General features: G+C 46.2%; 24 protein-coding genes, 1 pseudogene and 1 riboswitch. Of the genes and pseudogenes, 4 read left to right on the top strand and 21 right to left on the bottom strand.

Annotated features, from left to right (window positions below):
• Window positions 1-21 precede the first annotated feature (21 nt).
• Window positions 22-156, top strand: a complete 135-nt coding sequence (locus tag QT716_RS02095; protein WP_317934097.1) for a hypothetical protein — start codon at window positions 22-24, stop codon at window positions 154-156.
• 13 nt (window positions 157-169) lie between these two features.
• On the opposite strand, the gene QT716_RS02090 is transcribed toward QT716_RS02095, so the two are convergent.
• The 5 genes from QT716_RS02090 to QT716_RS02070 form a co-directional block, all read right to left on the bottom strand.
• Complete coding sequence (locus QT716_RS02090; RefSeq protein ID WP_317934096.1) at window positions 170-1603, bottom strand: GGDEF domain-containing protein; 1434 nt, start codon at window positions 1601-1603, stop codon at window positions 170-172.
• Between the two features lie 391 nt (window positions 1604-1994).
• Window positions 1995-3065 (bottom strand): DUF871 domain-containing protein, encoded by a 1071-nt coding sequence (locus QT716_RS02085; RefSeq protein WP_317934095.1) that lies wholly within the window; start codon window positions 3063-3065, stop codon window positions 1995-1997.
• An 82-nt stretch (window positions 3066-3147) separates the two neighbouring features.
• Window positions 3148-4527, bottom strand: a complete 1380-nt coding sequence (locus QT716_RS02080; RefSeq protein ID WP_317934094.1) for a PTS transporter subunit EIIC — start codon at window positions 4525-4527, stop codon at window positions 3148-3150.
• Window positions 4528-4565: 38 nt separating this feature from the next.
• The gene (gene murQ / locus QT716_RS02075; protein WP_317934093.1) at window positions 4566-5459 is read right to left on the bottom strand and encodes an N-acetylmuramic acid 6-phosphate etherase; all 894 of its coding nucleotides are present in this window, start codon (window positions 5457-5459) and stop codon (window positions 4566-4568) included.
• A 111-nt stretch (window positions 5460-5570) separates the two neighbouring features.
• A complete protein-coding gene (locus QT716_RS02070; RefSeq protein WP_317934092.1) occupies window positions 5571-6410 on the bottom strand; it encodes a MurR/RpiR family transcriptional regulator in 840 nt (279 codons plus the stop codon).
• 279 nt (window positions 6411-6689) lie between these two features.
• Between QT716_RS02070 and QT716_RS02065 the strand changes: the two genes are divergently transcribed.
• Window positions 6690-6953: an excalibur calcium-binding domain-containing protein gene (locus QT716_RS02065; protein ID WP_317934091.1), complete on the top strand. Its 264-nt coding sequence runs from the start codon at window positions 6690-6692 to the stop codon at window positions 6951-6953.
• A 46-nt stretch (window positions 6954-6999) separates the two neighbouring features.
• Here QT716_RS02065 and QT716_RS02060 read toward each other — a convergent pair whose 3' ends face one another.
• The 6 genes from QT716_RS02060 to QT716_RS02035 all read right to left on the bottom strand — a co-directional run bounded on the left by QT716_RS02060 (window position 7000) and on the right by QT716_RS02035 (window position 10777).
• Window positions 7000-7500: a DUF1648 domain-containing protein gene (locus QT716_RS02060; protein WP_317934090.1), complete on the bottom strand. Its 501-nt coding sequence runs from the start codon at window positions 7498-7500 to the stop codon at window positions 7000-7002.
• A 67-nt stretch (window positions 7501-7567) separates the two neighbouring features.
• Complete coding sequence (locus QT716_RS02055; protein ID WP_317934088.1) at window positions 7568-8794, bottom strand: DUF819 family protein; 1227 nt, start codon at window positions 8792-8794, stop codon at window positions 7568-7570.
• Window positions 8791-9804 (bottom strand): dipeptidase, encoded by a 1014-nt coding sequence (locus QT716_RS02050; RefSeq protein WP_317934087.1) that lies wholly within the window; start codon window positions 9802-9804, stop codon window positions 8791-8793. The genes QT716_RS02055 and QT716_RS02050 overlap by 4 nt, the downstream gene beginning before the upstream one ends.
• Before the next feature lie 123 nt (window positions 9805-9927).
• Entirely contained in the window at window positions 9928-10275 is a 348-nt protein-coding gene (locus QT716_RS02045; RefSeq protein WP_317934086.1) for an antibiotic biosynthesis monooxygenase, read from the bottom strand.
• A 177-nt stretch (window positions 10276-10452) separates the two neighbouring features.
• Entirely contained in the window at window positions 10453-10581 is a 129-nt protein-coding gene (locus QT716_RS02040) for a hypothetical protein (protein ID WP_317934084.1), read from the bottom strand.
• 67 nt (window positions 10582-10648) lie between these two features.
• Window positions 10649-10777, bottom strand: coding sequence for a hypothetical protein (locus QT716_RS02035; RefSeq protein WP_317934083.1), 129 nt, complete (start codon window positions 10775-10777; stop codon window positions 10649-10651).
• Between the two features lie 79 nt (window positions 10778-10856).
• Window positions 10857-10961: riboswitch (SAM riboswitch) on the top strand.
• Between the two features lie 75 nt (window positions 10962-11036).
• On the opposite strand from QT716_RS02035, the gene QT716_RS02030 reads away from it, so the two are divergent.
• Complete coding sequence (locus QT716_RS02030; protein ID WP_317934082.1) at window positions 11037-11324, top strand: hypothetical protein; 288 nt, start codon at window positions 11037-11039, stop codon at window positions 11322-11324.
• A 58-nt stretch (window positions 11325-11382) separates the two neighbouring features.
• On the opposite strand, the gene QT716_RS02025 is transcribed toward QT716_RS02030, so the two are convergent.
• From QT716_RS02025 to QT716_RS01990, 8 genes and pseudogenes are all read right to left on the bottom strand, one after another.
• Window positions 11383-12264 (bottom strand): DMT family transporter, encoded by an 882-nt coding sequence (locus tag QT716_RS02025; RefSeq protein WP_317934079.1) that lies wholly within the window; start codon window positions 12262-12264, stop codon window positions 11383-11385.
• A gap of 62 nt (window positions 12265-12326) precedes the next feature.
• Window positions 12327-13103: pseudogene (locus QT716_RS02020) on the bottom strand (sulfite exporter TauE/SafE family protein).
• 60 nt (window positions 13104-13163) lie between these two features.
• Window positions 13164-13391, bottom strand: coding sequence for a sulfurtransferase TusA family protein (locus tag QT716_RS02015; protein WP_317934078.1), 228 nt, complete (start codon window positions 13389-13391; stop codon window positions 13164-13166).
• Between the two features lie 17 nt (window positions 13392-13408).
• On the bottom strand, window positions 13409-14530 hold the full coding sequence (locus QT716_RS02010) for an MBL fold metallo-hydrolase (protein ID WP_317934077.1): 1122 nt from the start codon (window positions 14528-14530) through the stop codon (window positions 13409-13411).
• 35 nt (window positions 14531-14565) lie between these two features.
• Window positions 14566-14961: a DsrE/DsrF/DrsH-like family protein gene (locus tag QT716_RS02005; RefSeq protein ID WP_317934075.1), complete on the bottom strand. Its 396-nt coding sequence runs from the start codon at window positions 14959-14961 to the stop codon at window positions 14566-14568.
• Between the two features lie 51 nt (window positions 14962-15012).
• The gene (locus tag QT716_RS02000) at window positions 15013-15309 is read right to left on the bottom strand and encodes a rhodanese-like domain-containing protein (protein ID WP_317934229.1); all 297 of its coding nucleotides are present in this window, start codon (window positions 15307-15309) and stop codon (window positions 15013-15015) included.
• 431 nt (window positions 15310-15740) lie between these two features.
• The gene (locus tag QT716_RS01995; protein WP_317934074.1) at window positions 15741-17381 is read right to left on the bottom strand and encodes a glycerol-3-phosphate dehydrogenase/oxidase; all 1641 of its coding nucleotides are present in this window, start codon (window positions 17379-17381) and stop codon (window positions 15741-15743) included.
• 84 nt (window positions 17382-17465) lie between these two features.
• Window positions 17466-18164, bottom strand: a complete 699-nt coding sequence (locus tag QT716_RS01990; RefSeq protein WP_317934072.1) for an MgtC/SapB family protein — start codon at window positions 18162-18164, stop codon at window positions 17466-17468.
• A 192-nt stretch (window positions 18165-18356) separates the two neighbouring features.
• Here QT716_RS01990 and QT716_RS01985 point away from each other — a divergent pair, with 192 nt between their 5' ends.
• Window positions 18357-18554 (top strand): DUF2188 domain-containing protein, encoded by a 198-nt coding sequence (locus QT716_RS01985; RefSeq protein WP_317934069.1) that lies wholly within the window; start codon window positions 18357-18359, stop codon window positions 18552-18554.
• A 51-nt stretch (window positions 18555-18605) separates the two neighbouring features.
• Here the strand turns inward: QT716_RS01985 and QT716_RS01980 are convergent, their stop codons facing one another.
• A complete protein-coding gene (locus tag QT716_RS01980; RefSeq protein WP_317934068.1) occupies window positions 18606-19892 on the bottom strand; it encodes an amidohydrolase in 1287 nt (428 codons plus the stop codon).
• An 18-nt stretch (window positions 19893-19910) separates the two neighbouring features.
• The gene (locus QT716_RS01975; protein ID WP_317934067.1) at window positions 19911-21434 is read right to left on the bottom strand and encodes an AbgT family transporter; all 1524 of its coding nucleotides are present in this window, start codon (window positions 21432-21434) and stop codon (window positions 19911-19913) included.
• Window positions 21435-21445 lie beyond the last annotated feature (11 nt).

The raw sequence follows: 21445 nt of genomic DNA, 5'->3' as shown, positions 1-21445 counted from the left end.
CTCCGGAGGGATAAGCGAAGATTGAAGACCCCGCAGGAGCGAAGCGACGAGGAGGCTGAAATCGAGCCCCTCGGAACGCGTCCGCCTGCAGCGCAAATCAACACCGTTCACTATCTTATTGCAGTTCAAAAACGCCTATCCAGACACTTTGGATAGGCGTTTTTTTGGTTCAGTGGACGATTGAGTTCTCGTACACGCATAATTGGTTTTTGCCGTTTGCTTTGGAGGCGTAGAGTGCTTGGTCGGCTCGGTAGAAGATGTCCGAAAACATGGAGTAGGCGCCGTTTGCATTGTCGGCGAGTCCGATGCTCACTGTCACGGGAATGACTTCATCATTATGCATGATCTTCATGTCCTGGATTGCGTCCAACAGACGATTCGCTCTGGTAATCGCTTCATCTAATGGGGTTTCATTCAAGATGAAAACAAGTTCATCCCCGCCATAACGCGCTAAAAGCTCCATTGAGGGAGAATTGAATAATATGCTGCGGCACGCATTGCTGATTTCGCGCAGCGCTTCGTCTCCTGCTAAATGTCCATACGTGTCGTTGATTGTTTTGAAGTTATCAAGATCCAGCGCGATGCATGTGACAGAATGCCCCTCTTCGTTCGCCCGTTCCAGCCAGCGCGCAGCGACTTCTTCTAAATGTCTGCGGTTCGATAACCTGGTGAGATAGTCGATTTTGGCATTCTTTTCGATGGAAGCCACATTGTGTTTCACTTCAAGTTTCAACGCGGTCATCGCCAGTTCTCGCTCTTGAAGTGTTTTCAGCAGCTCGATGTATTCCTTTTGGACGATGTAGCCGAGCTGCCGGTCATCGATGAGTTCGCATACTTCGCAGCGTCTTTCTTGAATATCTTTTAATATGAGTAAATCATTGATTTCATTGGCTTGGATGGCAGCTTTGTCGAATGCTTCTAATGCCATTTTATATTTTTGTTTTTTGACTAAGTATCGGCCATATAGGTCATAACAATGGGCTCTTTCACGTTTGTGTTGATCCAGTAAGGGGTCTTGCAGCATTTCTTCAATCATGGGGCCATCCGTTAGCGTATCGTTAAGGCCCACATAGGCATTTGCGATATTTAATTTCACGCGAAAATTCAGTATCGGTCGAGCCGGTTGGAAGCGTTCCGCCATTTGCAGACCCATCAGGCTGTATTCCAGTGCTGTTTCGAAGTCTTCTTCTCTAGCACAAATGTGGCTGTAGTTGCTGTAGGCATTGCTGACCATGTTCCAGCTTTTGAGACGGGTTCCGAGTTCAATGCTGCGTTTTAAAGCGCTTTTGGCTTTTTTATATTCTTTGTTGTAATCATACAAGATGACAAGGATGTTGAGCCCATTCAATTGTTCGTCTTCGTCGCCAAATCGGGAGCAATATTGCAGATGGGCGTCCACACTTAAAAAGGCTTCTTCTATCGCACCGATGCTGTAGTAGGCAGAAGCATGGTGGATGTGCGCTGTGAGGACAGATTTATGATCGTTCAGAGCCGTGGCTTTTTCCAGTAAGTCATCACAGTGTTCAATTAGTTCTGCATAGCGGCCTTCCACCCGGAGCTGCTCGGCCTTGTCCCGTAAGGAAGTTAGCGATTCGTTTGTCATTCTCATTTCCTCCGCAATCACACTAGCTACTAGTGAGGATAAAAGCAAGTTTACTGTTAACTCTTATAGTAACATAGTCGCAATATAATAGTCTCTATTTATTGTAAAATAAAAGACACTTTTACCTAATTTGTTTTATTTCCAATTTTGATAAATTGGAAATAGAAACTTTGGAAATTGGATAATTGACGGTGTTGATAGGCGTTCCGGGTGGATGCTTTCCGAGGGGCTTGATCTCAGCCTCCTCGTCGCTTCGCTCCTGCGGGGTCTTCGATCTTCGCTTATCCCTCCGGAGTCACCACCCTGCACTTCTATCAACGGATTTTGTTGGACATTAGAACTTGTTCTCTATCAGGAGAGGGAAATCAAAAAAACAAACCACTTCAACCAGTTACTCCCATACGATTTGGAATTGTTGGTTGCCGCTTATATAAGGGAGCAGGTGTTGGTCTTCTGGGATGACTTGTCCGAGGACGTTGACGCGTTCGTCTGCGGGCAGGTCTGTTTTGGTGATTTGGAGTTCGCCTTGGTAGCGCTGGTAGCGTTCGTTGTCGATGGTGATGGTTCCGGTTGGGCGGGCGGCGCAGTAGTGCGCGGTTATGGATTGGCCGGATTTCTGGGCAGCGGGACGGGATTCAGTTGAACGGATGACATCTCGGGCGCTGTCTGGGCGGTTCGATTGCACGGTTTCCGATATTTCCAGTGCGTGCTTGTCTGCTTGTTGGGCACGGTTTGCGCGCAGACGGATTACGTTATTTTCGTAAGCTTTGAATTGCTGCAACGAAGCTGGGCTTACCCCCGGGTCGCCGATGAGGACTTTATCCACTTGGGCGTCTTTCATAAGTTCCAGGCAGGCCGCCATTGGAGCCTGTCCCCGATGTTTTTCCAGTGTTGGTAGGGTTTCAAATAAGGGTCCGCGTAACGTTCCATCTCCAGGTGCAAACGCCATGACGCGCAGTCCTTCTGCCTGAAGCCAGTTGTTTCGCGCCTTGAACTGTTCTAGTCCGAGCGCTGTTTCCGGCCGTGGATAAAAATTGTGCCATGCTTCTGCTGATTCCAGTCGGAGCCCGGCTGATTTCATCGCCACGAGTTCTTCGTGTGTCACGGTACTCGCGTTTAGTGCGATGCGCATCACTTGGGACAATTCCGCGATTGTATCAGGAGAAATTCCATAGTCGAGACGCAGTCCGCTAATGCCCCATTCGAGCAATCCACTAGCTTGTTCCCACGTGAATCCGAGACTTTCCAATGCGCTTGGACTGACGTCGACCATCAGTTCCATTTCGAGCTCCATTGCGAGTTTTCCAAGTTGCTGGAGTTCTTCTTTATAGGCAGATGCATCGTTTTCAGGTACATGAAGTGAAGTGAAAATCGATTTGAATCCCGCTCCGTTCATTTCCCGGATGCGCTGCTCGTGTTCCTTAAACTCTACTGTTCCTAAATAGACGGACATTCCGATCATTTAGTTCACGCCCCTTTTTTACTTGTATATAAAATAAGGCATTCATCCCCATTATACCGAATGGGAATGAATGCGATTGTCGTTAAATATCTTGAGCCATTTCTTCTTTAAATCCAAACAGATACGTAAATAGGAATCCGCCTGCGTACGCGATGACTAATCCTAGGAAGTAGTACAAATACTTGCCATCTGCAATCAGTGGAATGAGTGAAATTCCGGATACACCGACACCTGTTGCGCCTGTGTGCATGATTGCTTGGAACGCACCGCCTAGTGCTGCACCCATACATGCGGTGATGAATGGCCGGCCGAGTGGCAGCGTAACCCCGTATAGCAACGGTTCCCCGATTCCGAGGAATCCAACCGGCAACGCACCTTTGATGATGTTGCGGAGACGGCGGTTTTTCGTTTTCACGAAGATCGCCATTGCCGCTCCGACTTGCCCAGCCCCCGCCATCGCGAGAATCGTAAGCAGAGCCGTGTTGCCATATGTGTTGATCAATTCCAAATGGATTGGTGTGAGTCCGTGATGCAGTCCTACCATAACGAGCGGAAGGAAGAATCCTGCAAGGACAGCACCTGCAACGACGCCACCGACGTCAAGTACTGCAGTTAAGCCTTTTGTAATGCCGTCTGCCAACAATCCAGCAACTGGCATGATCGCATAGAGTGAGAAGAATCCTACTGATAAAACCGTAATCAGCGGAGTGAAAATGATATCGATCGATGCCGGCATGACTTTGCGCACGTTTTTCTCAACGAACGTCATAAGGAAGGCCGCAAAGATGACGCCGAATAATCCGCCGCGTCCAACAATCAGCTGTTCACCGTAAATGGTGATTTCAGCGAGGAATGGGTTGAATAAAAACATACCTGCGATTGCACCGAGGACTGGTGTTCCGCCAAATTCCTTCGCTGTATTCCAACCAACGACTACAGCAAGGTACGTAAAGATACTTGTTCCAAGAAGAAGTAAGATTTGCATCCATGTCTGAGTCGGATCGACACCTGCGTTTTTCGCAAAGTTTGCAGCTCCGTTAATAATTCCTGATGCAACAAGTCCAGGGATCAGCGGGATGAAGATGTTACCGATTCGCCGTAAGAAGTTCTTGAACGGCGTCCGGTTGCGCTCTTTCCTTCGCTCATTATCGACTGCTGCGCGCTCTTCAAATGTTAGACTATCGTATTCGGGCTCGGACTCTTCCCCAATTCCAAATCCGGTAATCTGGCTCATTTCATCCGCCACCCGATTGACTGTTCCTGGTCCAATGACGATTTGCAGCGTCTCGTCGACGACTACCCCCATGACCCCGTCAATCTTTTTCAATGCTTCAATATTCGCTTTGCCGCCATCTTTCAATGACAAACGAAGCCGTGTCATACAGTGGGCGATTTTACGGATATTGCCTTTACCGCCTACGTGCTCCAGTATGTCTGTCGCCATTTGCTGCTCTTTTCTCATGCTGTTCCCTCCCTTTTAATGAACAAATACAAAATTTCTTACGCCTTCTGAATCGCTTTCCGAACAAATCCCCCAGTTGCTTCAATGCGTTCTTGTGCTTGCTCTTTTGTACAGTCGAGCAGGATCATCACTGTCGCCGTCTTCACATGTTTGCCTGAAGACTCATAAACTTCCGCAGCTGTATGTAGGTCGACTCCTGTTGCTTCCATAATGATACGTTTTGAACGTTCTTGCAGTTTTTCATTCGTCGCTTGCACGTCGATCATCAGGTTTTCATACGCTTTTCCCACTCCGATCATCGCAGCGGTCGAAATCATATTGAGTACCATTTTTTGCGCACTTCCCGCTTTTAACCGCGTCGATCCCGTCAATACTTCCGGACCTGTCGGCAATTCAATGGCGATTTCTGCATGACTGCTCATCTTCGCGCCTTCATTACAACTAATACTGATAGTGTGTGCAGCTATTGTACGCGCATAGTCTAGCCCACCAATGACATAAGGTGTTCTGCCGCTTGCTGCAATGCCGATGACTGTATCGTTTTCACCGAGCTGAATGTCTTTTAAATCCTGAACGCCAAGCTCAGGATCATCTTCAGCTCCTTCAACCGCCTTCGTAAACGCTTTCAAACCACCGGCTATTAAACCGACAACCATGTCAGGCGATACACCAAACGTCGGCACACATTCGACCGCGTCCAAAATTCCAAGACGACCGCTCGTTCCAGCCCCGATGTAGATCAAGCGCCCGCCTTTATTGAATGAATCTATGACAGCGTTAACCGTTTCTTCAATCTTTGGGATTTGCGTGTGGATCATTTCAGTGACTGAAGCATCTTCTTTGTTCATCGCTTCAAGAACTGCAGTGATGCTCATCGTATCCAGCATCATTGTTTCTTCGTTTCTTCTTTCAGTTCCTAGCTTTTCAAGCATACGGCCACTCCTTTATGGGATATGATGGCTCTATTGTACGCCTTTAAGAAATTATAAGTCAATAGATTATTAGCATTATATGAAACTAAATTTCATTTTATTAATAATTTGTTATCTTCTTAATTCATTAGCTTGTCGGTGGGCATTCTCATAACGATCGATAATCGATTCTCCCATCTGATTGACGAGACTAATATATAAGCTGTCAATTACAGTCAGCTGCGTCATGCGCGAAGTAATACTTCCCACTCGGAAGTCTTTTTCAACATTAGGTGTGGCTAGTAAAATATCGGCTTCTTTGTAAAGCGGAGATTTGTTAATGTTAGTAATGCAAATCAGAACAGCGCCTTGCTTTTTGGCAAACTTAGCCAGCTCCACTACATCTCTCGTCGTGCCCGACATACTAATTGCGACAAAAATATCGTTTTCGTTCAAAAACGGTATAGCTGACAGCATATAGTGAAAGTCTGCATGATACTCGACTTGGTAACCAAGTTTCGCGAATTTAAATTGCGCATCCATTGCGGGTATGGCAGATCCGCCTACTCCGTAAAACATAATACGCTTTGCCGTTTGAAATGCTTTGACCGCTTTTTCAAGTTCTTTCTTTTCAATAGAAGAAAGTAATAAGTCGATTGCACCTCTGTTGACTTGCACCACTTTTTGGAACAGCTCATATGGTGAATCCTTTTTCTGCGTAATTGAAAAGTCGGTGATGTATTCTTCAGTCGTTACGAGCTCCTGTGCCAATAAAATCTTGAACGTTTTAAAGCTGGCAACGCCCACTGACTTTGTGAAACGCACTACAGATGCCTCACTTACATCAGCTTTTTCCGCCAGTTCTTTCGTTGTCATCGTGGGAATCAGTTCCGCATGATTCAATACGTACTCCGCAATGCGCAGTTCCGTTTTTGAAAAACTGCCGAGCTGACCCCTAATTTTACCCAACATGATATCTCCCCCTATACTTTCTTTTCATTATGCAGAAGTATGACCATTTTGACAATGTGAATTTGGTGGATTTTAGGGTGGGGAGACGCTCGGGGATTGACGGAGACTGGAGCTTATTTCTCAATTAACATTATGGGCTTTATCCGACATTCGCGCGTGGTTCTCGATCACTCGGCGCTCGTTCTTCATCACAAGTCCCTATTATTTAAAATTATTGAGACATCATTCAATCCCTAGTGTATACTATTGTTAAAATAACCAATGAATGGAGAAAGTCCTATGAAAAAGTTCACCGCAATTCTTTCTGCCACTGTACTCGCTTTAGGTGTAGCTGCAATTCCTGCGCAACCTGCAGATGCTGCTCCCGCCAAGTTCAAAAACTGTAAAATGCTGAACCAGACTTACAAAGGCGGCGTTGCGATGAATTCTAAGGTCCGCAACAAAGGCGGAAAAACGAAGTATGCCCCTACGGTCAATCCAACAATCTACAAAACACATACTACTCTTGACCGTGACAAAGACGGCATTGCTTGTGAACGGTAAACAAAACTGAAAGAAGCACGCACCTGTAAAAGGCGCGTGCTTCTTTCTATTTAATGCGCTGTTGCCGGACTACACCAACGATTAGCACTCCGAATATCAAAATAAATACCCCATACATTCCAAACTTACTGAGGGAATTCGTATCTCCCAGCGCCACTCGTATTGTTTCCCAATTCAGAAACGCAAATAGAATGAGGGATAAGTTTTTTATCCGATTCAGCAAGGTTCTGCTGCTTTGATAAAACTCTTTCGCATTTGTTTCGTTCAACCGCCTCGGATAATTGTGCCATTCCGGGTGTCGTTCTAAAAACTGAAGAAGCGCCCAAAGACCGGCTCCAATCGCAGTCAGCAACAGCATGACATATGGCGATCCATAGCCATCTGCCTCACCCGCTGCATTGAAATGGATCGGCACCTCATCCGGCAGACTGGACCATTTCAGAATTATGTATACAACCGAAGCTATAAACACACCAATTCCCACAACATCGCTCAAGCGATCCAGTTTTGTTGGTTGAGTCTCAACCCTCGGGGGCAAATTTGTCATATCGCATACTCCCTTTCTGCGTAGCTATCCTTCTCTCTTCTACGCAGAAAAGATGTGGAAGTTTCACTTACATCATCGAAGCAAACCATAATCCGAGAACCGTCCCGATATAGTTTCCGACAATATACCCGAGCGTTCCGACAACCAATATCGGGCCGATCAAGTCTTTCCACCCTTTTGCGATCGCAAGCGCGGCGGCAGTCGTCGGTCCGCCGATGTTGGCGTTACTCGCAAGCAACGTATCTTCCAAATTCGCTTTCAATAGTTTTCCCGCAAGTAGCGATACGATCATGTTGACCATAACGATGATGAAGACGAAAACGAGCAATAGCGGTGCGTTTTGGACAATCAATGGAATGGATGCCGGGATTCCGATGACGACAAAGAATAGATAAATCAAGAATGTCCCAAACTCCTGGCTTCCGTTGATCTTTTCAAAATAGGATGGGAACAATGCCAATACGACAAACGTGACAGTTGTCAGCACGAGGTATTGATCGCCGAAAATGGCATGTGCCAAGTTCACGATTCCTGACACATCGTCCCCTGAAGGAATCAGGCTGCCGATAAAATCCGCGAGTTTGAACGAAACGATGACAAGAAGAAACGCGGTTCCGATTGCCATCGCGATGTCTTTCAATGAGATGTCTTTTCTCTTCCAAAAACTTTCCGCTAACGTTTGACCTTCTTCTTTCGTGACCCCTTTTTCAACTTGGTCGATATGAGGCGTCGTGAAGCGTTTCCGGAAGAAACCGATCGTCGGAATGAGCATCAAGATGACAAAATACACAGCCATCATCAAGTTATCCGCGACAACTGTGGCAGATACGAGGTCCCCAGGCGCTTCAAACTTCGCTGCCATCGCCGCAAAGTTCACGCCTCCGCCTACATAGGACGCACTGATCATCCCGCCAATCCGGTCCAAGTATGGAATGTGATCTTTTAAAAGGAAGAAACTAGTGATTGTACCCGCAACGGTTCCAATTGAACTTAGCAGGAACAGTGCCAGCAGTTTCCCACTTTCCGTCCATATTTTCTTAATGTTTACATGGAATAAAAGCAGCGGGATTGCGAGTGGAATAATGACACTCCACACCGCGTCATATACGCCTGACTCAGTCGGGATAATTCCAGTGTTCGATAAAATGATAGCGCCCACTAACGCGATAATTGCTCCAGAGATTTTGGAAGCCCAGCTGAAACGCTGTTCCAAATAGATACTGACAGAAGCCAGTACGACAATGATTCCCCACAGGGTAAGGGTGTCATCCGGTTGGATCAATGTATTCGTCATGAAGTTCGCCTTCTTTCGTTTATTAGATTCATTATGAAACGTACTGCGTTTTTATGACTAATCAATTCAATATCCATTTGTGAAAAGCCTCTTTCTCTCATCCGTTCAAGCAGCGCAGGTATCTTCGTCACGTCTTCCAGACCTTGTGTCAAAATATCCATCCCGCCGCCAAGCGGATGATCACTTAAATAATCGAGAAAATCGAAGCCGAACCCGACATGTTCAATACCAGCAACAGAGACAATGTGTTCCAGATGATCGATGAACCGATCGACATTTGGCTCGTGTTCATCCACAAATTCTCCATACGAATTCAAGCCAATCAACCCGCCGCGCTCGGAAATCGCACGCAGCTGTTCATCTGTCAGATTGCGTTCATGGTCGCAAATGGCACGAGCATTGCTGTGTGAAGCGATAACCGGCCTGCTCGTTTGCTTGACCACATCCCAGAAACTAGTTTCATCCAAGTGAGATAAGTCAGTAATGAATCCTGACTCTTCTGACTTCTTCAGCAAGTCGTTCCCAAGAGCCGTGACGCCTCGTGCATTTTCATATGTAGATGCACCCGTTCCGCTCGCGAACGCATTTTGTTCATTCCACGCCATAATGACGTGTTGGATGTCTTTCTCTTTAAGAAAGTCGAAGGCTGTATCCAGTGATTCTCCATCAGGTTGAGCCGTCCATTGCTCTAAGAAAGAGAGTCCTTCCAGTCCGAGATACACACGAATCGTATCATCAGAAGTTTTCTCTAGCTCTTTGCCGTTCAATGGCTGAACGACTGCATGTTGTGATTCTGCTAAATCGGCAGTTACGTAACTCAGTAACTCATTGAACCGTTCAAGCGGACGATCTTTGAAAACAGGTTCCGTCCAGAACACACAAATAATTGAAGTCACTCCGCCTTTCTTCAGCGCAGGATAGTGAATCCTATCAAAAACGTTCGTTTCCCCGCGCGCTCTTCGAAACGCAATGTCCGTAAATAAATCAGAATGTAAATCAAAAATCTCCATCAGAACCCTCCTCTGCAATATTCTAATATATTGGAATTCAATCAGTATATCATATTTCTATAATGTAACTTTTCCTTTTTCTATTAAAAAAAGCTTTGCACGAGGCAAAGCTTTTGGATGCTTTTATTGGTCTGCGGGTAAATGCTGAACCATTGTGACATACGTAGAAAGTTCAGTTCCGAGAATCGGATTGTGAGGCGGTGTCCCCGTTTGGTTCTTCTCTTGTTCAGCCCGGATCTTCGCTTTTTCAACCGCACGTTTTTCGCGCCACTCCGTGAAATACTTTTCGTCTTCCCACGTCGTACAAACATGAAGCTCATCATGATCCTCAGATTCTTGTTTCATCCAGACTTCCATCCGGACAAATCCTGGAAATGTATGAACGGACTTCGGTTTCGCAAAACGTTCTGCAACTTCCGGCCCCTTCCCTTTCTCAATACGAATCACGTTCACTGCTGTCATCTGACTCATACAAACGCCTCCTAAAATAATGGACCTGCATCATTCATGGCGTATTCACGCCGCCGTCTCTTCTTTTAGCATACGCCTCGCAGAGTCACCATTCAATATTTCCGCCATCGAAATAGGGATTTCCCTTTTTCATGGAATAGCCCTCTAACAACAAGCGAAGCGCTACCAATTAATCCCTTAAATCATGCTGAATTGTGCTCTATTTCCGATTAATTCTCCCATAATGCCGATTGTTCGCGTGATAATGCCGATTCCTCTCGCTATCTTGCCGATTCTCCCTCTCATAATGCCGATAACCGCCGCCATCTTGCCGATTCGCTAGTTCCATGGAATAGCCCGCCCTAAAACAAGCGAAGCGCTACCAATTAATCCCTTAAACCATGCTGAATTGTTCTCTATTTCCGATTAATTCTCCCATGTTGCCGATTGTTCCCTTGATAATGCCGATTCCTCTTGCCATCTTGCCAATTCTCCCTCTCATAATGCCGATACCCCGCCCCATCTTGCCGATTCACCGCGCGCCGCCCTTCCCCCATCAGCGCAACTATGCTAAACTATAAGTAACTGAACGAACGACTCTTTTCTTATCCAGAGAGACCGAGGGACTTGGCCCGATGACGTCTCAGCAACCTGCGAATGCGCAAGGTGCTGCTGCCAACAGGGGAATGCTACCTGGCCGATGAGGAGAAATTTGCGCAAGCAACTCTTCTCTTTCGGGGGAAGAGTTTTTTGTTTGGCAATTTTTAAAGGAGATGACCCAAATGGGAACGATTGAACAATTACTCACACAAAAAGAACAGATTTTGAAAGAACAGCCTCGTAGCGCTGCAGGCGCCATGAAACGTCATCATACGCTCGCCCGCGTGCAGCAAGAAATCGATTATTTCGACCAAGGGGATCTGCTTTCCAAAAAAGCACTTCAAAAAGAACTGCACGAAATTGCTGAACTTCAGCAGCGGGCAGACGAACTTGCAAGTGAAATTGCAAAACGCAAAACAAACCTTCTTGCGAACACATTCGGTCCAGCCGCAGAGAATTTATTTAAATAAAAACAAACCCCTTTCCGAACGAGACAACTCGTGGAAAGGGGTTTATTCATAACACTTCTTATTTTTTCCTAGCCAACTCAGCAGGCACTTCTTCCCCGCCGCGATTCCGTAAAAACATGTAGAACGAAGCACCAAAGATGATAATGTACCCGATGATACTGTAGACATCTGGAATCTGGCCGAGCAGTACGAAGCCTAAAATTGCTGAGAATACTACAGTGAAATAGTTAAATACTGAGATTTCTTTTGCCGGTGCGAACTTGTAAGCTAGCGTAATCCCAAATTGTCCTACTGTCGCAAATACACCCGCCAGCAGCAAATACACCGTTTGCTGCAGCGACATCGCTTGATACGTCAATAGCACGAATGGCAGAAGAACCACTGTCGTGAACGTCGAAAAGTAAAATACGACGGTGTAAAATTGTTCGCGTCCGCCAAGTGCCCGCAATACAGTGTACGCCCCACCTGCGAATACTGCGGATAAAATCCCTGCTGCATAGGGAACGACATCGAGAGAAAACGATGGTTTGATGATAAATAACGTTCCTAGAAACGCTATTAAAATACTATACAGCTGAAAAGGTTTTACATGTTCTTTCAAAAAGAGTGCCGCAAAAACAATTGTGAAAAACGGACTCATCTTGTTCAACATGTCAGCATCGGCGAGCACTAAATGATCGATTGCATAGAAAAATAACACAATCCCAAGTGCTCCTAGCGCCGAACGGAGCAGCAGCAATTTCTGGTTTTCACGTTTCCCGAATAATCTTTCCTTAAAATGAATGACGAAGAAAAATGAGATGATCATCGATACGCCATTTCGAAAAATCGTCTTCTGCATGGTTGGCACATCGCCTGACAGCTTCACAAACGCAGTCATCAACGAAAATCCAAGCGCAGACGCTAATAATAATAAAATTCCTTTATTGCGATTCGTCATAATGGCCTCCGGTCTATAGTAAATACGATTCGTATTTTACCATACACCACCGCAGTTTACCGTCACAGCAAATCGCTCCAAATATTGACCGCCGTCGCTAAAATCAGCACAGCCAATATCCACTTCAACACGTTCGGGTTCACTTTCTGTCCGAATTTCGCGCCAAGCGGAGCGGCAATCAATGCTGCGACAATGAGCACAAGCGCCGGTCCCCACACCACTTGCCCTGTCACGATTTTCCCCGTCGCAGAACCGATCGATGAAATGAATGTAATGGCCAGTGACGAGGCAATCGTGATCCGGGTCGGGATGGCGAGCACCGTCAGCATGATCGGCACGAGCACAAACGCACCTCCTGCTCCGACAATTCCAGATGCGATTCCGACAATGAACGCAAGCCCCGCGGCGAGCCATTTATTAAACAACACTTCATCCACAGGACGCTCTTCCACCTTTTTACGCGGAATGAACATGAGGACCGCTGCAATTACTGCAAGCACTCCATACACCATATTAACGCCCTGTTCCGGCAGTAAACTAGAACCAAGTCCCCCCGATAAAGCTGCCGATCAATACCGCGCCGCCCATATAAACAATCAGTGTTTTATGCAATAATCCGGTTTTTCGATATGCCCAAACGCCTGAAATCGTTGCAAAAAAGATTTCAACCGCACTAATTCCACTTACTTCGTGTGCAGTGAGCGCCGTTAATCCGAATAGCGGCGGGATGTATAAGAGCATCGGATATTCACGATAGCTCCGCCAATTCCTGCCATTCCGGATAAAAACGAACCGGCAAATCCGATTAAAAACAAGACAATTATGAAACTCAGGCTCATCCAATCCGCCTCCTCATGAAAAAGAAGGAGGTCACAATGTCCCTCCTTCAGTTTTAAAGCTTATCCTTTTTTAATAAAGAAAGTGTAGACATTATCCGCTTCGGTTTGGTCCAGCAACTCGTGGCCACCCGACTTCGTCCATGCAGCGATATCCGCAATAGAACCTTTGTCCGTCGTCTTCACTTCAAGGATTTCACCTGTATTGACTTCTTTCATAGCGTTACGTGTTTTTACAATTGGCATTGGGCAGGAAAGACTCGTTGCATCTAAAAAGTGATCTGCTTTCATCCTTATTTCCTCCTTGTTTATCGTACCGCACAACGGTTCGGTCCGATTTCCATTTCTCTTTGTGTTTCCTCATCGGGTACAACAATCCCCATGTTTATTTTACGTATTTCTTGGTATGCATTCGGTTGTGGCGGCAAGTTTTCAGTTACAAGTGAACGGAATTCGCTTTCATCCTTGACTTGCAACCCATGATTTTCTGCAAACAATGACCCTAGTTTCTTCGCGACACTGCCATCGGGATTGACTTCGTTCATCTCCATAAAGTGAGCGGGCAATACAACTAATTCTCGAGACAATTCTTCGTATCTCGAATAAAGCGTCGTACGCAAATCCCCCACCCAATCTTCTGCTTTACCCGCAAGGTCTGGACGGCCAATGGAGTCGATGAATAAAATATCTCCAGTTAGCAAGTAGGCATTGTCCACAATAAACGACGTGGATCCGCTCGTATGTCCTGGTGAGGACACGGCTTGAATTGCCGTGTTGCCCACATTCACCTGCAGACCATCTGTTAAGTTCGTGTAGTCAAACACCACTTCGTCAGCATCTTCACTTGGCAAATAGTACGTTGCCTTTGCCTCTTCAGCAATTTGACGTCCTCCAGAAATGTGATCGGCGTGTAAGTGCGTATCGAAGACGTGTTTAATTATTGCTCCTTTTTCTTTTGCAAACTCTAAATACACATCTGTCATACGGGTTGCATCAATCACAACTGCTTCGTTATTATCAATCACCATGTAAGAAAGGCATCCTTTTCCTAAACGCACGAATTGATACAACTCTCCGCCTGATTTCAAGTCTGCAATTTTCACGGGTTCTAAATACTCGCTCCATGACTTCATCCCGCCTTCAAGATAAGCCGCATTCATTCCTTTATCAGAAATCATTTCCACTATCATTTGTGAAGAACCTTCTTTTGCACAAACTACAAGAAGTTGGCGATCCGTCGGCAATTTCTCCATCAATTCTTCCACGCCATCCAACAAGTCGAAGTAAGGGACATTCAAATAGTCGAACGACTCTCCTTCAATCTTCCAATCTGCAAACGCGTCTTCATTGCGCACATCGAGGATGAATAATGGTTTTTTATCGATACTAATTCGTGCGACTTCTTGCGGTTTCATCAACTGAACTGTCATAGTTAGACTCCTTTCCTTTCATACATTTTTTAGGGTTAAAACGTTAGCGTTACGTCTGCTTCTTTAGCAAACTCTAAGAACGTGACCGCGCCGCCAACATCAATTCCGTCGACAAATGCGCTTTCTTCCAATCCCATAACGTCCATCGTCATTTGGCACGCAATGAATTGAACACCTAGTTCCTGTGCCATTTCGATCAATTCTGGAATAGCAGGTACCTTTGCCTGTTTAAATCCTTCCGCAAAGTGTTCTTTTCCTGCTGGTAAAGGAAGTTGCTGCGATGCTTGTTTGTGTATCAAGTTCAATCCTTCGAATGTGAAGAAAATCGCGACTTCGTGCTCACTTGCCGCTGCTGCTGTTGCGATGTTGAATACCTTGTATGCATCAAAAAGCTCTCCATTTGCTGCGATAATTGCTGTACGATTTGTCATTATTCATGTCCCCTTTTCGTTGTTTGTTTTGTCCATTCGATCATTCAATATTTATTCAATAGGGCCGTCCCAAGCCAGCATGCCGCCCACCATATTCGTCGCTTGATAGCCATGGCTCTCAAGAATTTGTACGGCGCGGCCACTTCTTCCGCCTGAGCGGCACACCATTATATAAGGCGTGTTCTTATCCAAGTCTTGTAGTTTGAATTCAAGCAAGCCTAATGGGATATGCGTAATGCTTGGAATTTTGCCGCTTTCCACTTCGTCCGTTTCACGCACGTCAATCAAGTGCATCTGCTGTTTATCAGCTAACAGCTGCTGTACTTCTTGTGGTGTAATTTCTTTCATCATGATTTCCGCCTTCCAAGTACCCCAGAGGGTATGTTATTGGATAAAAAATATATACGGGATTAATACCCTACACCGTATATTACACATTGCATGTTTTATTGTCAACGACCGTGATTTGCTGGAAATTAGCTAGCTGGCATGCGCAGGATTATTACGGTTCTCCGACACAATAGATAGATTGTCGGACGCTGGGTGCGGGTTCTCGATCACTAAATGAATTTTGTCCGACACTCTACGTAATTTCTCCGACACAACGTCAAATTTGTCGATAACGAGGCACAATTCTATATAGTTTAAGGGATTAATTGGTAGCGCTTCGCTTGTTTAAGGGACGGGCTAGTCTGCAAAAGTGGATTCACTAGTTTATGAGCGGAATCCACACATCAAAAAAGCGCCCCATCAATGGAGGCGCTTCACTTTATGCAGACTTACCCTCTTGCATCGGCAAGTCTGGCTTCGAGTTCGTCACTGTACTGCTTTGTTTGTGCACTTGACCAATCAAGGGCTTCTTTCATGTAGGCAATTACCGCCGCTTTCCATTGATCGACCCAGTGGATGTCAAAGAAAATCGCACCCGTTCTGCGCATGAAGTAATCGACAGGTGTCATCGCCATTTCGAAGTCGATGGCATACTGGAGCGTCAGTCGAATTGCGAGTGGCAGCTCATTCGATGGAGTCACGCGGCTAATAAGTTCTGCAATTTGGTTCGTGTTTGTCCCATACATCGATGCAATATTGAGTCCGTCTTGGAATGCCAATCCAAGTTTCGTCAGTTCGTGGGCTCGGTCTTCTACATAATGCGAGTAGTCACTGGATTTGTCAAAATCACCGCCAGACAAACGCAGGTTCTTTGTCACACACGGTCCCGCTTTCACACCGTGTGACTCCAGTTTCTCACTGATTGTATCCGTTATGGACTGCGCCATTTTCCGGTAACCTGTCAGTTTTCCGCCTGCGATTGTCAGCAGTCCAGTTGAAGACGTCCACACCTCGTCTTTTCGTGAGATTTCAGACGGCCCTTTGCCTTCTTGCTGAATCAGCGGACGCACCCCCGCCCACGTCGATTCGATGTCAGACATGCCGACCGATGCAGTTGGGAAAATCTCCGTAATTGCTTCCAGAAGATAGCGTTTATCGTCTTCCGTAATTTGAGGGTTTTTCAAATCCTCTTCATACACCGTATCCGTTGTTCCCACGTATGTCTTCTGATTACGAGGTATTGCGAAAATCATTCTGCCATCCGGCGTGTCAAAGTAAATCGGCTGGTGCAGCGGCAATACGGAGCGGTCGAAGACGAGATGAATCCCTTTTGTCAGCAATAACTTCTTGCCTTCAATCGGCTGATCCAGCCCCATCACTTGCTCCACCCAAGGTCCTCCCGCATTTACAACGATTGAACTGTATCCGGCATAAGATTCTCCTGTAAGCTGATCCGTTAATTGAACGCCGTTTACTCGGCCGTTTTCATCATAAAGCAAACCATCCACTTTTGTATAATTGACTAAGTCAGCCCCCAGTTCATGGGCTTTTTTCGCCACTTCCAGTGTTAAGCGTGCATCGTCTGTCCGATACTCGACATATTCCCCTCCACCGACTAACCCATCTGCATTCAACAGTGGCTCATGCTGTAAAACTTCTTCTTTTGTCAGCATTTTTCTGCGTTCTTTTCGCTTCACTCCTGCAAGAAAATCGTACACTTGAAGGCCGAAAGACGTCGAGGTTTTCCCGAATGTTCCACTCTTGTAAAACGGAAGCAGCATCCATTGCGGATGCGTAACGTGCGGAGCATTTTCATAGACAATTGCTCGTTCTTTCCCCACTTCAGCAACTAATTTCACTTCGAACTGCTTTAAATAACGCAGCCCGCCGTGAACTAATTTGGTAGAGCGGCTCGATGTCCCTGCAGCAAAGTCCTGCATTTCCACGAGCAGTGTTTTCAGTCCGCGAGTGGTTGCATCTAAAGCGATTCCTGTCCCTGTGATGCCGCCTCCAATAATAATAACGTCATATTGTGATGTAGGTAACTGTTCCAAAATACGAGTTCGATTTTTGTACGAAAATGGCTTCATATTTGCTCGTCTCCTCTTCATCTTTCGTTTTATATAGTTAGCGTTCATTTCCAGGACGGTCGGACACGACATCTTTCACTCTCATTATCCAATCACTTCTACGGTGTGAACAAATTCAATTTGTTTCAATAAATTATAAACCTCTGGAAGAGTGCGATGAGCAGATACCCTCACTTTCAGTTCCATCAGATGAAGGCTTTCCCCTTCAAGATCCTTGATGCGCGATTGATAGACAACAAAACGTTCCTTTTGTAATTCATGCATGACTTTTTCAATACTTGACTGCTCATTCACTTTTATGCGAAATGTCATTTCGTGGCTACGCAGTCGTTTCGGTCCGTATTTGATAACATAAAACGGAATGAGTTCAACGCTGACAAGAAGTAGTACTACACCGAATATTGCTTCCGGATAAAACCCTGCACCTACTGCGATCCCGATTCCTGCAGCACCCCAAATCATCGCAGCCGTCGTTAACCCGGATATCTGCTCGTTCCCTCTGCGTAAAATGACGCCCGCGCCTAGGAAACCGATTCCTGAGACAATTTGTGCAGCGAGGCGGAGCGGATCCATCTGAATTTTAATCCCGCTCGCACTATCCGGAAAAGAGTATGCAGACTCAATGGAGACAATCGTCAATAAACAACTGACAATACTGATGACCAAACTTGTTTTCAATCCCAGCGGTTTACTCTTCAGCTCCCGTTCGAGGCCGATTACTAACCCGAGTACAGCTGAAATACTTAACTTCATGATCATCTCTGCTTCGAGCCAAAAATCCATCCGCGCCACCTCCTAAACAATCTGTATAGTTAAGTGTATCTTCAGTGTAATCGAAAGATACCAATAGATGCTAGAAACTGTATAGCAGACTATTACAGTTTTCATTGCCCCAAAATTCAACTGCACGATGTTTTAATGAACTCTATCCGGGAAAACATAAACTATAACTTGATGAAAAGGAGTTTTGCATCTATGAATATGTATAGTGTCGTACCGAATCCGGAGATGACTGGATGGACGGTAAAACTGGAAGACGTTGCGCCCGAGCATCAGTACGAGTCACAAACTGAGGCGATTGAAGAAGCAAAACGTTTGGCGAAAGAGAACACTCCTAGTGTTGTGAAAGTGTTGGATCATGATCACAACGTTACGGATGAAATGAAGTTCTAATTGAAAAATACCCATCCACTCCGTTCTAGAAACGGAATCGATGGGTATTTTTTATTCTCTGCCATTTAATGCAAGAACAGTTCGATACAAGACGTCAACTGCAACAGGCAGCGTCTCTTCTTTAATATCGAATTTTTCGTTGTGATGACCTGCAGCGAGTTCTGTTCCAAAAATACAATACGTTGCTTGGCCGCCTTTCGCTTTCACTCGCTCCATGAAGTACGTTGCGTCTTCTGAGCCCGCGGAAACGTTGTCGGCCTTGTGCACTTTTGTGATTCCCATCGTTTCTTTGGCAACTGCGCCAACCATGGCTGCTAACCCTTCCGAGCATTTACAGCTGATGGCTTCTCCTACAATGTGGATGTCACATTCGGCATCGTACATCAACGCTGCGCCCTGCAGAATGTTCTTCGCTTGGTTGCGGACGAAATCATTCACTTCAGAGGTCTCTCCGCGTGTTTCAATTTTCATGAAAGCTGTATCTGCGATGACATTGCGTCCGCCGCCCCCTTGAAGTTCCCCCACATTCACACGGGAAGCGCCTCCTGAATGACGTGAAATCGCATGCAGATTCAAGGTGGCATTGGCTGCTGCGAGCAACGCGTTCTTCCCTTCTTCCGGCTGCGCTCCTGCGTGAGACGCGCGGCCGCGGAACGTGACATCCATTTTAGTCGTTGCCATGAAGCCATTCGCCGCCGCGACGAACTCTCCATGCGGCACTCCTGTACCGATATGTGATGCGATGAAGAAATCCGCATCATCGACGATACCCGCCTCCGTCATCGACTTCGCCCCACGCGTCCCTTCCTCTGCAGGCTGAAATACAATCCGGATAATGCCATTGAATGCTTCGGGGTCCTCAGCTACCATTGTTGCAAGGCCGATGCCGATTGCGGTATGTGCATCATGCCCGCATGCATGCATCGAGCCTTCATTGATCGAACGGAAACCGAGCTGCCCCGGTATGTGTTCTTCATCCATCGATTCAAAAATAGGCAAGGCGTCCATATCGACTCGGAACACAGTCGTCGGACCTGGACGGCCAGTATCCCAATCGGCCACAACTCCTGTACAACCGGAAGCAAAATGTTCGATGAATTCCGGATCTGCGCCATTGTTCACCGCCCATTTGTAGTGGTCCACTATTGTTTTTAACGGGGGTGTCCCCATCATTTCGTGAAGTGCCATCACTTCTTCTGCTAAACGTACAGTGAACCCAAGCCGAGTCACTTCAGCAGCCACTTTAGAAGCCGTTCGCATTTCCAAAAATCCTTGTTCGGGATGACGGTGCAGATCGCGCCGCCATTCCGTCAGTTTCTCTTCAAGTTTGTAAACCATCTTGTTTCCTCCTAGCGGTTATTTCAAAAATGGTGAGATTCCTGGTCCGAATGGAATGCCTGCATAGAAGAATACGAGAATCAACAAAATCCAGGCGATCAAGAAACAGATGGAGAATGGAAGCATGAGTGAAATGAGTGTTCCGATCCCTGCTTTTTTATCGTACTTCTGCATGAATGTCAGTACGACAACCATGTACGGCAATAGCGGTGTCACGATGTTTGTGGACGAATCCGCAACACGATACGCGACTTGCGTAAATGCCGGATGATAGCCGAGCTGCATGAAAAGCGGCACGAAAATCGGTGCTTCGAGAGCCCACTTTGCAGATCCGGATGTGATGAGGAAGTTCATCATTGCTGTAAAAATGATGTATCCAATAATTAGACCGATTCCAGTGAAGTTAATAGATTCCAAGAACATCGCCCCGTTCACTGCAATCCAAGTCCCAATATTCGACCAGCTGAAGTAGGCGATGAACTGGGAAATGGCAAAGATCAATACGATATAGCCTGACATGTCTTTCATAGAGTCCGCCATGTAACCGGCGATGTCTTTCCCGCTCTTAATCTTTCCTACGGTCATTCCAAACGTAATCCCTACGACTAAAAACAGGAATAAAATGATTGGTACAATCCCTGAGATAAATGGCGATGGAATCATTGTTCCGCCTTCACCACGAAGCGGGCTATTCGGCCAGAAGATCCCGACTGCAAGAATTGCAACATATAAAAGACCTGCAATGACAGCGTTACGCAATGCTTTTCCAGAGCGTGGATCTTCTTCATCCACTTCCAATTCAACTGCATCGCCTTTGTATTTCCCTAGACGAGGTTCGATGAATTTAGATGTGATGAATCCTGCAAGCAAAGTGAGCATGAATACAGAAACGATATTGAAGTACCAGTTATCCACCGGCGTAACGATAATTGAATCATCCACAATCTTCGCAGCTTCTGTTGAAATTCCTGAAAGCAATGCGTCTGTTCCGACGATGAACAAGTTTGCGGTAAATCCGGCACCTGCTGAAGCGTACCCGACCGCAAGACCGGCGAGCGGATGACGTCCTACTTTGTAGAAAATCATTGCAGCAAGCGGCGGAACGAGAAGCATCGCTGCGTCAGACGCGATGTTGCCCATGATTCCTACGAATGCAACTGCATACGTCAGCAGCCAAGGCGGTGATTTCATAATCGATTTCTTGATAGCATAATCGAACAATCCGACTTTTTCAGTCAATCCGATACCGAGCATCATGGCAAGCACGATACCGAGCGGTGCAAAGCCTGTAAAGTTCGTAATCATCGTTTCGAGGATGTACTTCAGTCCTTCACCCGACAGTAAGTTATTGATCGGCAATGTTTCGCCAGTGCCCGGGTGCTTCACCGATGCGTCAAACATACTGAAGATGAATGATGCAATCATGACCGCTACGGCCATCCCTACAAACAGGATGAATGGATCCGGCAAACGGTTCCCCACTCGTTCAATGCCGTTCAATGCTCTGTTAAAAAACCCCTTCTTTGCTGTTTCCACTCCCATTCCCCCTATTC

The sequence above is a fragment of the Sporosarcina aquimarina genome (genome assembly GCF_033253705.1).
Taxonomy (GTDB): domain Bacteria; phylum Bacillota; class Bacilli; order Bacillales_A; family Planococcaceae; genus Sporosarcina; species Sporosarcina aquimarina.
Note: the sequence above shows the minus strand (reverse complement) of the source record. Positions and strands in the feature narration are given on the sequence as shown.